This window comes from Paramixta manurensis (assembly GCF_013285385.1).
Lineage (GTDB): Bacteria > Pseudomonadota > Gammaproteobacteria > Enterobacterales > Enterobacteriaceae > Paramixta > Paramixta manurensis.
This window is the reverse complement of record NZ_CP054212.1, coordinates 205,856-218,644: the sequence shown is the minus strand read 5'-3', so window position 1 is coordinate 218,644 and position 12,789 is coordinate 205,856. Positions and strand designations below refer to the sequence as shown.

Annotated in this window: 11 protein-coding genes; 5 read left to right on the top strand and 6 right to left on the bottom strand. The window is 52.5% G+C overall.

All coding sequences use genetic code 11. The features are described 5' to 3' along the window. Positions 1-20 precede the first annotated feature (20 nt). Positions 21-1,640, bottom strand: coding sequence for a bifunctional aspartate transaminase/aspartate 4-decarboxylase (locus PMPD1_RS01025; protein ID WP_173632309.1), 1,620 nt, complete (start codon positions 1,638-1,640; stop codon positions 21-23). Between the two features lie 33 nt (positions 1,641-1,673). Beyond that, complete coding sequence (gene aspT, locus PMPD1_RS01020; protein WP_173632308.1) at positions 1,674-3,365, bottom strand: aspartate-alanine antiporter; 1,692 nt, start codon at positions 3,363-3,365, stop codon at positions 1,674-1,676. A 454-nt stretch (positions 3,366-3,819) separates the two neighbouring features. Here aspT and vapB point away from each other — a divergent pair, with 454 nt between their 5' ends. Together vapB and PMPD1_RS01010 are read left to right on the top strand one after the other, a co-directional pair. Then, positions 3,820-4,050, top strand: coding sequence for a type II toxin-antitoxin system VapB family antitoxin (vapB, locus tag PMPD1_RS01015; RefSeq protein ID WP_173632307.1), 231 nt, complete (start codon positions 3,820-3,822; stop codon positions 4,048-4,050). Then, the gene (locus PMPD1_RS01010; RefSeq protein WP_173632306.1) at positions 4,047-4,463 is read left to right on the top strand and encodes a type II toxin-antitoxin system VapC family toxin; all 417 of its coding nucleotides are present in this window, start codon (positions 4,047-4,049) and stop codon (positions 4,461-4,463) included. Before vapB ends, PMPD1_RS01010 begins: the two co-directional genes overlap by 4 nt. A gap of 105 nt (positions 4,464-4,568) precedes the next feature. Here the strand turns inward: PMPD1_RS01010 and PMPD1_RS01005 are convergent, their stop codons facing one another. Beyond that, positions 4,569-5,756: a BaiN/RdsA family NAD(P)/FAD-dependent oxidoreductase gene (locus PMPD1_RS01005; RefSeq protein WP_173632305.1), complete on the bottom strand. Its 1,188-nt coding sequence runs from the start codon at positions 5,754-5,756 to the stop codon at positions 4,569-4,571. Positions 5,757-5,995: 239 nt separating this feature from the next. On the opposite strand from PMPD1_RS01005, the gene pitA reads away from it, so the two are divergent. Then, on the top strand, positions 5,996-7,495 hold the full coding sequence (pitA, locus tag PMPD1_RS01000) for an inorganic phosphate transporter PitA (RefSeq protein ID WP_173632304.1): 1,500 nt from the start codon (positions 5,996-5,998) through the stop codon (positions 7,493-7,495). Between the two features lie 60 nt (positions 7,496-7,555). Here the strand turns inward: pitA and uspB are convergent, their stop codons facing one another. After that, on the bottom strand, positions 7,556-7,888 hold the full coding sequence (uspB, locus tag PMPD1_RS00995; RefSeq protein WP_173632303.1) for a universal stress protein UspB: 333 nt from the start codon (positions 7,886-7,888) through the stop codon (positions 7,556-7,558). Between the two features lie 461 nt (positions 7,889-8,349). Here uspB and uspA point away from each other — a divergent pair, with 461 nt between their 5' ends. After that, the gene (gene uspA, locus PMPD1_RS00990) at positions 8,350-8,790 is read left to right on the top strand and encodes a universal stress protein UspA (RefSeq protein WP_173632302.1); all 441 of its coding nucleotides are present in this window, start codon (positions 8,350-8,352) and stop codon (positions 8,788-8,790) included. Positions 8,791-8,849: 59 nt separating this feature from the next. Here uspA and rsmJ read toward each other — a convergent pair whose 3' ends face one another. Together rsmJ and prlC are read right to left on the bottom strand one after the other, a co-directional pair. Then, positions 8,850-9,599: a 16S rRNA (guanine(1516)-N(2))-methyltransferase RsmJ gene (rsmJ, locus tag PMPD1_RS00985; protein WP_173632301.1), complete on the bottom strand. Its 750-nt coding sequence runs from the start codon at positions 9,597-9,599 to the stop codon at positions 8,850-8,852. A gap of 8 nt (positions 9,600-9,607) precedes the next feature. After that, a complete protein-coding gene (gene prlC / locus PMPD1_RS00980) occupies positions 9,608-11,650 on the bottom strand; it encodes an oligopeptidase A (protein ID WP_173632300.1) in 2,043 nt (680 codons plus the stop codon). 314 nt (positions 11,651-11,964) lie between these two features. On the opposite strand from prlC, the gene PMPD1_RS00975 reads away from it, so the two are divergent. Then, on the top strand, positions 11,965-12,780 hold the full coding sequence (locus tag PMPD1_RS00975; protein WP_173632299.1) for a CPBP family intramembrane glutamic endopeptidase: 816 nt from the start codon (positions 11,965-11,967) through the stop codon (positions 12,778-12,780). Positions 12,781-12,789: the final 9 nt, after the last annotated feature.

The window sequence follows — 12,789 nt, the reverse complement described above, 5'->3', positions numbered from 1 at the left end:
GTTACCACCTTTATCCCCTATCATTTCGCTTTAGGTTTTCGCGTCCCTTTGGTTTTAACCCCTTGTGAATAAATGTCAAAATACTGTTCCAGCATCCCGCGCAACGCTTTGCCGATCGCGGCATATTCGTATTCATTGAGATTGGCTAACGAAATCCGCCCCGCTGGTTTTTGGGTACCAAATCCGGTGCCAGGTAACATGACAATGCCGGTTTCTTCGGCAATTTTGAACAATAACTCGGTGGGAACTATGTTTTTTTTCACCCAGGCAGCAAACTTATCGCCATAGATTTGTCGCGAAATGGTTTCCATATCCAGCAACGTATAGTAATCGACCGACTCTTCATTATCTGAATGAACAATCCCCAGTTCCCGATAAAGCACCGCCTGGCGACGACGGATAAGTTGTTTCACCGCCGACTTGTAGCCATTATCACCATCCATCAGCGCAAACAGGCTAAACAGCACCATCTGCACCTGTTGCGGCGTTGATAAGCCTGCGGTGTGGTTCAGCGCCACACTGCGACTGTCGGCAACCACCCGATCAAGGAAGCGCAAAGCAGGCACGTCTGGGGTTAGCGAGAAATAACGCGCATTGAGCCGCTTTTTCTCTGCGCTGCTGAGTTGCGCAATTTTACCGTCAATAATATTGTTCCGGTGAGTGGCAATAACGCCCAGCCGCCAGCCTGTGGCGCCAAAATATTTTGAGAACGAATAAACCAGGATGGTATTTTGCGGGCAGGTAGCAAATAGTGACTGAAAGTCATTGGCAAAGGTGCCGTAGACATCATCGGTTAAAATAATCAAATCAGGGCGCTGCTGAATAATAGCGGCCATTTTATCTAAACTACGTTGGTCCATTTTCACCGAGGCCGGATTACTGGGGTTAACACAGAAGAAAACCTTCACCGCCGGATCGAGTAACTTATCCAGTTCGCTATCGGGATACTGCCAATTTTCATCTGGTGATGCATGCACCATTACGGTTTCAAGCTGATAATCTTCAAGCTGCGGAATTTCGATATAGGGTGTAAAAATTGGCGAGCCCATCGCGACTTTGTCACCCGCTTTTACCAAGCTATTAGTACGCAAGGTATTAAATAGATAGGTCATTGCCGCCGTACCACCCTCCACGGCAAAGAGATCCACATCTTCGGCGGAGATCAGCCCGCCAATCATCTCCTTAACAATATATTCCCGCGTGATCTTCTCACTGACCTTTAACATGCGCGGCGGTTCAGGATAATTTACACCTAATATGCCCTCCACCATCTCATGCAAAAACGCCGAAGCGGATAAGCCTAATTGATCGCGAACGTAACTCACGGCACGGGAAAGAAATGCCACGCCTGGCTGGTCATGATTGTCGGAAAGAAACGTATCGAAACGCGCTTCAATGCCTTCAATACGTGGTAATCCTCCAATCCCGTGCGGTAGATAGGAGTATGAGAGCTCGGCTTCCGCGACCGAGAATAACCCTAAGCGCCAAAATGCACGGCGCGGTAGAGTGGCAAGGAAGTTTGGGTTACCGCGTCCTGCATTCAGCATTAAGCGATCGGCTTTACTTGAAGCCAACTCAATTAACGCATCTTTCAGTTCAAAAGGGCTGAGAGCGGCGTACTTTTCGTAAGGATTTGGCATAGGAGTTCGCTCCATGGTAATAGGATGGCGGGTTTAGACCAGAGCAACAATCAAAGGCCCTAATAGCGTGAGAAAAACATTGGCAAGACCGTAAGTGACGGCAAAAGACGCAGTTGGGATGGCATTACCCGCTTTATCCAAAATCTCACCGAAGGCCGGGTTGGCGCTGCGCGTACCGGATAACGCACCGGCAAAAATCGCCGTATTGTCATAACGAAGAAGATAACGACCAATGAATAACGTGACCATTAACGGTACCACCGTCACTACCACGCCAATCAAAAATACCGAAAGGCCATTCGTGCGGACGGTTTCCACCGCTTGCAGTCCCGATTGCAGGCCGACAACCGCGACAAACCCCGCCAGCCCGAGATCACGCAGCAGCGCCGAGGCGGCGGAAGGCAGGTTACCTTTCAGTGGTTTTCGCGCCTGATACCAACCAAAAAGTAGACCGGATAACAGTGCGCCACCGCCGCTGCCCAGCGTGAGAGGTACGGCGCCCAAGCGAACGACAATCAGACCAATTAATAGCCCCACGGAAATACCCAATCCATGGAATAACAGATCGCTTTTAATACTTTTCACTAGCGGCGGTCCGGCCAGCGCTACCGCACGTTGAATATCCTGCTCGCTCCCAAATAACGAGACGACATCGTTGTGTTCAATAACGGTGTCATCTTTAATCGGCAAGGTCGTTTCACCTCGCTTAAGCGAGATGACATAAATGCCGTGGCGAACATCCGGGGAGAGTTGGGTGCGTAGCTCTGCGATCCGTTTACCGATAAAAGCCGGATTCGCTAACAGCGCATCGCTGGTTTGCATCACCAGATCAGGCCCCTGTTCTGCGGCCAGTTCCTTACCGAGATGCGCCGCGAGGACGATGATCCCACTGCGTCGTCCCACCAGCAGCAAGACATCCTCTTTCATCAATTGCAAATCTGGCGTGACGGTAATCACTTCATCGCCGCGCTTCAAACGTTCCAGCGTGACGGGAGAAGCCGGGTCGGCTAACGCCTCCAGTTCCTCAACACGCTGGCCTTCGGCCGGACCGGCGAGAAATACGCGTCCGACAATACCGGGCAGCGCTGGCGCTTGTCCTGCCGCGAGTAACGGCGCGCCTTGCAACAACTCCAGTTCTGCCTTTAAGGCATCATCACGGATTGAACGCCCCATTATTTTCGGCAGAATGTTCACACAAATAATGATCGCCCCCAGCGAGCCGAAGATATAAGTCACGGCATAGCCCACCGCCACGTTGCCCTGCATTTGCTGGATCTGCGCCGGGTCGAGATTGAGTTTGCTGATTGCCGCGCTGGCGGTGCCAATAATGGCCGATTGGGTCAGCGCACCGGCGGCGATGCCCGCCGTGATTCCTTTATCCAGCGAAAAGGCTTTCGCCATGATAACCAAAGTCAGCAGTGAGCTGCAGACCAGTACCAGCGCCAGCGCGACTTCGCGCAATGTCTTGCGACCCAGGGAGGAGAAGAATTTAGGCCCGCTGTCAAAACCTACCGCATAGATAAACAGGGCGAACAAAACATTTTTGATCCCGCTATCAATAGTTACGCCAACCTGGCTAATCAATACCGCGATCAACAGAGCGCCTGCGACTCCACCTAACTGGAAAGCGCCGAGTCTGAATTGACCAACCCACGTACCGATGGCAAGGGAGAGAAAAAGGGCAAGTTCTGGTGATAGCCGGAAAATTTCGTGGAGCCAGTTCATAGCATCTTATCCCATAAGCCGGTTTCAGAGGGGGTAAACTTAGGCGCGAAACTTAAGGATAGTTACAGGAGAGGAAAGCGCAAATTCGAGCGTGGCCCTACACATCTGGCCGGTTTATGGTTATGAAACTTTTGTGGATCGACAATAAAGTTTGTAGCTTAGGGTTATTTTTCAGCAAAAAAGTTTGTAGTTGCATTAAGTACTTACCCGTGAGGCAAACAATGGATTGTCAGACCTATCTCCCTCCCCGAATCGTAATTCTGACGCTAAGTTAGGAAGCTCCGGAACGACCTTTTTTCAGATCTGCAATGAAAAAGAGAGAGTGATGGATAGGCATGACCTGGCCATATGCATGACATCTGCATATACCTAGCATATACAAGCTAATTTCATAAGCCTATACTTCACCTATGCGGGAATACTCCCTGGCACGCTCAGCATATGAGGAAAATCCATGCGAACAGTTTCTATTTTTAAAAACGGCAATAACCGCGCCATCCGTCTACCCCGCGACATGGATTTTGAGGGGGTGAGCGAGCTGGAAATTGTCCGGGAAGGGGACAGCATTATCCTGCGCCCCGTGCGGCCGACCTGGGGCTCGTTCGTGCAGCTGGAAAAGGCCGATTCAGACTTTATGACGGAGCGTGAGGACGTTGTTAGCGATGAAGGACGATTTGACCTGTGAACAAAATTTACATGCTCGACACCTGTATCTGTTCGTTCATCATGCGCGAGCAACCGGAAACCGTACTTAAGCGCCTGGAGCAGGCGGTACTGCGCAACCGGCGCATCGTGATCTCGGCCATTACCTACTCCGAGATGCGCTTCGGCGCCACCGGTTCAAAGGCTTCGCCACGACACATCCCGCTGGTTGACGCGTTCTGCGCCCGTCTTGATGCCGTCCTGCCCTGGGATCGCGCCGCGGTGGACGCCACCACGGATATCAGGGTCGCGCTGCGAATGGCCGGCACGCCGATCGGCCAGAACGACACAGCAATTGCCGGGCATGCTATCGCCGCCGGTGCCGTGCTGGTCACCAATAATGTGAGAGAGTTTGAGCGGGTGCCGGGTCTAACGCTGGAAGACTGGGTTAAATAGCGGAGTAACGTTAGTCCCTCCTCTGGTCGGCCTTACTCGCTTTCCGTTACGTTCATCGTATTCCTTTTCAGCGCTACTGAAAGCTTTATTGTCGGTTCACATCAGCTACACGGCCTGCCCACACGCCCAGGCGGAACTCCAGGCCCACTGGAAGTTATACCCACCCAGCCAGCCGGTAACATCCACCACCTCGCCAATAAAGTACAGACCTGGCACCTCACGCGCCTCCATAGTTTTCGAGGAGAGCTGGGTGGTATCCACACCGCCCAGCGTCACTTCTGCGGTGCGATAGCCTTCGGTGCCATTTGGCTGCACGCGCCACTGATGTAACGTGGTGACCAGCTCACTCTGCTGTCGGCTATTAAGCTGTTTTAAGGTGACTTCCGGCACCACACCCAAGGTTTGTAGAACATCCACCAAACGCTTAGGCAGCGGCTTCGCCAGGGTATTCTTTAGGCTCTGGTTCGGATGTTCCTGCCGTTGCTGATCAATAAACGTCGCCAGCTCCTGTTCAGGCGAAAGGTTGATAGTGACAAACTCCCCCGCCTGCCAGTAACTGGAAATCTGTAACACCGCCGGTCCGGATAAACCACGATGGGTGAACAGCATCGCCTCTTTAAATACCGTGCCATCTTGCGCGGCAATAGTGGTAGGAAGCGCAACGCCAGAGAGGGTTTGCAATTGCTCAAGTAACGGTTTATGTAGCGTAAAAGGCACCAGCGCGGCGCGCGTTGGATAGACGCGTAATCCAAACTGCTCAGCTATTTTGTACCCGAACGGCGTGGCGCCTAAACCCGGCATCGACAGCCCGCCACTGGCAATCACCAGCTTTTCCGCTCTGACCCCGGCACCATTGAGCTGTAGTAAATAATGACCACTCTCCTCACGCTCTACGCTGAGTATCTCGCTGCGCAAACGCAGCGTCACGCCGCCGCGCTGACATTCATCCAGCAACAGGTCGACAATTTGCTGCGCGGAATCATCGCAAAACAACTGGCCGAGCGTTTTTTCATGCCAGGCAATACCGTGACGTGTCACCAGATCGATAAAATCCCACTGGGTATAGCGAGCCAGCGCCGATTTACAGAAGTGCGGATTGTGTGAAAGGTAAGCCGCCGGTTCGGTATATAAGTTGGTAAAATTACAGCGCCCGCCGCCGGACATCAGAATTTTGCGCCCTACCTTTTTGCCGTTATCAATCACTAATACGCGGCGACCACGTTGACCGGCCTGCGCTGCGCAGAATAACCCCGCAGCCCCCGCGCCTACGATGATAACGTCATAATTTTCCACACCACACTCCCGGCGACTCGCAAAGCGCTGATTGTAAAGAGTTGCCCCCATTGATACCAGCGCAACACGAGAGCGGCAAAAGTAACGGAATATAACTCTTTAATTTATGGTCTTTTTTGTCGATTCTTCGGCGCTGGTTTTCTCACCGCGATGAAAAAAGTCTATATTTTTCTTTCCCCAGGCGCGGTTTGTCGCGGATAATGCGCCGCGTTCATGACCTCTAAAATGGCGTAACGCTTATGCTACATCTGTTTGCTGGCCTTGATTTTCATACCGGCCTGTTATTAGTGCTTGCCCTGCTGTTCGTCTTATTCTACGAAGCCATCAACGGCTTTCATGATACGGCCAACGCAGTAGCAACGGTGATCTATACCCGAGCAATGCGCTCCCAGTTGGCGGTTGTTATGGCTGGGGTGTTCAATTTTTTTGGTGTGTTATTAGGCGGGCTTAGCGTGGCATATGCCATCGTTCATCTGCTGCCTACTGACCTGCTACTCAACGTGGGTTCCGCGCATGGGTTAGCGATGGTGTTCTCCATGCTACTCGCAGCGATTATCTGGAACTTAGGGACATGGTATTTTGGGCTCCCCGCTTCCAGCTCCCATACACTAATCGGCGCAATTATCGGTATCGGTCTTACCAACGCTTTACTGACCGGGTCTTCGGTGGTCGATGCGCTAAACATTCCCAAAATGATCAATATCTTCCTGTCGTTGATTCTGTCACCGATTGTCGGTCTGATCATTGCCGGGGCGCTGATTTTTCTGTTGCGCCGTTACTGGAGTGGCACCAAAAAACGTCGCCGCATCCATATGACGCCGGCCGACCGGGAAAAGATCGATGGCAAGAAAAAGCCGCCGTTCTGGACACGTATTGCGCTCATTGTGTCAGCTATCGGGGTGAGTTACTCGCATGGCGCGAATGATGGTCAGAAAGGGATCGGCCTCATTATGCTGGTGCTGATCGGCGTGGCGCCGGCCGGTTTTGTGGTGAATATGAACGCATCGGGTTATGACATTACCCGCACGCGCGACGCCGTGAATCACCTCGCACAGTATTACCAGCAGCACAGCGCGACGTTAACGCATATTGTACAGATGGCGCCGCCCGCATTGCCGACGCCGGAAGAAGTCGCCAGCACGCCGCAGGAATTTCACTGTAACAACGCGCATGCCGTCATGGCGATTCAGCGCGCGCAAAGTTTGCTGAATAACTTACAAAGCTATGATCAGTTGAACGTTGATCAGCGTGGTCAAATGCGTCGCTTACTGATGTGCATTTCAGATACCGCAGATAAAGCGGCGAAAATGCCCGAAACCAACGCTGATGATAAGCGTTTTCTCGGTAAGCTACAGAGCGATTTACTGAATAGCGTGGAATACGCGCCAATATGGATTATCGTGGCGGTCGCGCTTGCCTTATCACTCGGCACTATGGTGGGCTGGCGTCGTGTCGCAACCACTATCGGTGAGAAAATTGGTAAGAAGGGCATGACCTATGCGCAGGGTATGTCGGCGCAGGTTACCGCTGCACTCTCGATCGGAATTGCCAGCTATACCGGCATGCCGGTGTCAACCACGCATATCCTCTCTTCTTCCGTTGCCGGCACCATGTTAGTTGACGGCGGCGGCGTACAAGGGCGTACCATTAAGAACATTGTGCTGGCATGGGTGTTGACCTTACCGGTCTCCATTCTGCTCTCCGGCGCGCTCTACTGGGTCGCGCTAAAGCTAGTGTAATGTCACCTTCGGGCGGGGCATGGCTTCCAGGCGAGGCGTGCCTCGCCGCTTCACCACTTTTTAATGCCAAATAGCCAAGCCAATTAGGCTAATGATCACTAATCCACATAGCGCGCTGGTCAGTAAAAACTGCCCACGTACACGCTCACAACGGCGAATAAACTCCTCATCGTGATGGTCACGATAGCGTTGTGCCCAAATATAGCGCACTAAACGTACCTGTTTACTGGGTTGACCATGCGCGGTAAAAAAACCAGCGCCATCAACGTATTGATAAAGCAAGGGATCACACCCGCGCAACACCACCAGTAGGGCGCGTAGAGAAGAGAAATAACGCGCCATATTCACCAAACAAACCACACATAAAGCCCAGAAAAGCGCGATGGTGCTCATATTTCCCTCCCGGCTTAGACCGCAAGGACAGCTACAGCGGGGGTAACGCTGAACACGCCCCACGATTAATCGCCAACCACTATTGAACCGGACTAAATTGTTATGACTGCATGCTAAGAACGACTGCGGTTATCGGTTGATTTTGTCACCGTCACGATTAGTTTAGGAGATCTGCTTAAAATTTTTCCAGCATTGATTTTTAATCGACGCCATTAATCGCCCAAAAACGCCTTGATCTGCCTCGCAAAGCGTGCGGCTTGCCTAAACATCTGTTAACAATTGGCGCTATACTGTTAATTAGAATAATAAAGCGAGGCAGCGGTAAGATGGCCGCCACGCACGGTTACCAGATGAAATCTGTGGCGATCATCGCCTGCTTTTCGCATGGATTTCAGCAAGTTGTGATATGGCGGAAAATTGTCTGCCAACCAAGTCGCGCAGCTAATGGAAGGAGTTTTATCATGGCTTACAAACATATCCTGATTGCAGTAGACCTTTCTCCCGAGAGTAAGCTACTGGTTGAAAAAGCGGTTTCTCTGGCGCGTCCATATGATGCCAAAGTGTCATTGATTCATGTCGACGTGAATTATTCCGATCTCTACACCGGGTTGATTGACGTTAACCTGGGCGATATGCAAAAACGCATTTCAGAAGAGACGCATCATGCATTGACCGAGCTGTCGCAAGGCGCGGGTTATCCGATTAGCGAAACGCTGAGCGGTAGCGGCGATCTGGCACAGGTATTGGTGGATGCAATTAAAAAATATCAGGTGGATCTGGTGGTATGTGGCCACCATCAAGATTTCTGGAGCAAGCTGATGTCTTCAGCGCGTCAACTGATCAACACGGTTCATATTGATATGTTGATTGTTCCGCTGCGTGATGAGGAAGAAGAGGCGTAAGCCGGCGGGTCACCCTGCTTTATGCGGTCGACACATCGGTCGACCGCGTCTTTCGGGCATCAACCTACCGGCGGGTAAATATCAAAGCGGTGGCTTTTGGTGGTTACCGCTGATTGCGTCACTAAGCCCGCCAGCGGCGGCGCGTAATCGGGGCGTTTGACCACCACCCGTTTTTTCGCCAATTGGCGCGCCGGCGCCAGTAAAGCATCCGCATCCTCATCTGCGCCTACCAGTGACTGAAATACCCGCATTTCCTTCTTCACCAATGCACTTTTTTGCCGGTGGGGATACATCGGATCGAGATAGACCACGTCGGGTTTCGGTTCGATCGCTGCCAGCGCCGTCAGGCTTGAGGCGTGTAATAGCGTTAACCGTTCACGCAGCCAGCCGCCAATTTCCGCATCCTGGTATCCGCGCTGTAAGCCATCATCCAGTAAAGCGGCAACTACCGGGTTACGCTCCAGCATACGCACATGGCAGCCGATGGCGGCTAACACAAATGCGTCACGTCCCAAACCGGCTGTAGCGTCGACCACATCCGGTAAATAACCGCTTTTAATGCCTACCGCTTTTGCTACCGCTTCACCACGCCCACCGCCGAAACGGCGCCGGTGTGCCATGGCGCCACCGACGAAATCAACGTAAATACCGCCCAGTTTCGGCTCATCGCGCTTACGCAGTTCCAGATGGGTTGGCGTCATCACCAACGCCATCGGTACCTGTTGATCATGCCGTAATTGCCAGCGCTGCGCTAAAACAGATAAGGCGCCGTCTCCGGCGCCTGATTCATCCAGTAAACAAATGTCCACGCGGAGCGTTATCCTTTGATGCCGTAGTGTTCCAGCATCGCGTCCAGTTGTGGCTCGCGGCCCCGGAAGCGCTTAAACAACTCCATCGGCTCTTCGGAGCCGCCGCGCGTCAGGATATTATCCAGGAACGATTGCCCCGTCTGGCGGTTGAAAATGCCCTCTTCTTCGAAGCGAGAATAGGCATCTGCCGCCAATACATCGGCCCACAGATAGCTATAGTACCCGGCAGCGTAACCCCCGGCGAAGATATGGCTAAACGCGTGCGGGAAACGCCCCCACGAAGGGCTTGGCACCACGGCGACCTGTTTTTTAATTTCGGCTAATGTTGCCAAAATCTGTGCGCCTTTCGCCGGTTCAAACTCGGCGTGTAAACGGAAATCAAACAGCCCGAACTCCAGTTGACGCAGGATAAATAACGCCGCCTGGTAATTTTTCGCCGCCAGCATTTTGTCCAACAACGCCTGCGGCAGCGGTTCGCCGGTTTCGTAATGACCAGAGATAAATGCCAAAGCCTCCGGCTCCCAGCACCAGTTCTCCATAAACTGGCTCGGCAGCTCTACCGCATCCCACGGTACGCCGCTAATCCCGGATACGCCCGGAGTTTCCACGCGCGTTAGCATATGATGCAAACCGTGGCCAAACTCATGGAACAAGGTGGTAACTTCATCATGGGTAAACAGCGCAGGTTTGCCGTTTACCGGGCGGTTAAAGTTACAGGTTAAGTAGGCGACCGGTTTTTGCAGCGAGCCATCGGCTTTGCGCATCATACCGACGCAATCATCCATCCACGCTCCGCCGCGTTTGTGTTCGCGCGCATACAGGTCAAGATAGAAACTGCCGCGCAATTCACCCTCTTCGTCGAACAGGTCAAAAAAGCGAACGTCCGGATGCCAAACGTCGACATCTTTACGCTCTTTCGCGCTGATGCCATAGATGCGTTTAACCACTTCAAACAACCCGTTTACCGCGCGTTCTTCCGGGAAATAGGGGCGAAGTTGCTCATCGCTAATGGTGTACAGGTGCTGTTTCTGTTTTTCGCCATAGTAAGTCAGATCCCACGGCTGCAGCTCCTCTACCCCGTGCTGCTGTTTGGCAAAAGCACGCAATTGCGCCAGCTCTTTTTCCGCCTGAGGACGGGCGCGCTTAGCAAGATCGCCCAGAAACTCAATCACCTGTGCCGGACTTTCCGCCATTTTCGTCGCCAGCGATTTATCGGCATAGGAATCAAAGCCCAGCAATTGCGCCAGTTCATGACGTAACGCCAGCTCTTCAGCCATTACTGCGCTGTTATCCCATTTTCCGGCATTTGGCCCTTGATCAGAGGCGCGCGTAGAGTAAGCGCGGTACATCTCTTCACGCAATGCCGCGTTATCGCAGTAAGTCATCACCGGCAGATAGCTTGGAATATCCAGCGTTAACAACCAACCTTCCTGCTGTTTGGCTTCTGCCTGAGCCTGCGCCGCCGCCAATGCGCTTTCCGGTAAACCAGAAAGTTCACTGACATCGGTAATCAGCTTGCTCCAGCCCATTGTCGCATCAAGTACGTTATTGCTGTAGGTGGAGCCCAGTTCAGATAAACGCGCGGCGATTTCACCGTAACGTTGCTGTTTCTCTTTCGATAAACCGATACCGGATAATTCAAAATCACGCAGTGCATTATCCACCGCTTTTTTCTGCGCCAGGCTGAGCGCGGCGTAGTGCTCGCCCTCTTTCAGGTTACGATAGGCCTGGTACAGCCCCTCATGCTGACCGACCCAAGTGCTGTATTCAGAGAGCAGCGGCAGCGTTTGCTCATAAGCCTGGCGTAACTCCGGGCTATTTTTAACCGAGTTGAGGTGGCTAACCGGCGAGAACAGACGGCTCAGGCGATCGTCGACCTCCGCCAGCGGTTGGCACAGCGTTTCCCAACGCCAGGGCGCACCTTGCGCAACGGTTTTTTCTACCGCAGCCCGGCACTCCTCCAGCGCAACCTGTACAGCGGGCACGACATGTTCTGGTTTAATTTTGGAAAAGGGGGGAAGCGTAAAAGAATCAAGTAACGGATTGGTCATCGCGCAGTCCTTTATGTTAGGTGTGGGCGTAAACGCCGTGTGCAATCGTATTAACATGCGGCTAAGTGTAGTGAAATTCAATGGCGAAAAGCGCTGAAAACCACCGTAGCCATAACCAAAGTCCCTCTGCGAGGAAGACAATTTGCCCTGAGAGGCTAATTCTTAATCGCGTTAGCGGTGGCGTCATTTGCAGATAACCCTATAAAGCACAAGCCATCTGTTTTAAAATCAATTAGCTTGTCGGTAGACGAACAAACCTCCGCATTTTCGTCTTCTGCGCTTCGGCTCTACTCTATCTGCCAGGGAAATTGATTATGTGGTATCTGCTTGCCGTCTCGCTGCTAATCTTGGCCTTCCATCGCCCCGCTGCCATTGGCTTACTGGTCATTACACTCGCAATCGCAATAACCCAACAGGTTCTACAGCCACCGGCTATCGCTGGTCTGGCGGTTTTAGCGGCAGTAATAGCGATCCGTCGGCAATGCCATGCAACGCGCTGGCTGGCGGCGATAACCGAAGGGATATTGGTGCTTGGCGCTATCGCGCTGATGCTCCACTTGATGCCGGGCTTTAACAATACGCGGATAGTTACCGCCGTACAGGCCGGGCCGCATAGCGCGCCGTTCACCTTCTATTACAACTTGGATAAGGCGCTAATCCCGTTTGTTTTATTGGCCTGCCTACCGACATTATTTCGCACTGATGCGCAGCCGCCGCGCTATAAGGTTTGGTGGTTGTTATTGCTGCTTGCTATCCCAGTCTTGTTATTGATCGCAACACTAGCAGGCGGATTAGCCATTGAGCCACATTTTCCGCGTTGGTTGTGGCCTTTCGCGCTGGCTAATCTGTTTTTTGTTTCACTGGCCGAAGAGGCGCTGTTTCGCGGTTATCTGCAACAGCGTCTGACCGGCTGGGTCGGTAGCCTGCCAGCATTGCTATTAACCTCACTCCTGTTTGGCATGGCGCATATCGCGGGCGGTTCATTGCTGGTTCTTTTTGCCACACTGGCGGGCTTGATCTACGGTTTAGCGTGGCAGTGGAGCGGCAAACTGTGGGTTGCCACGTGGGTTCATTTTGCATTTAACCTCACCCACCTGCTGCTGTTTACCTATCCGGTATTACAGCGATAAAACCTTCAT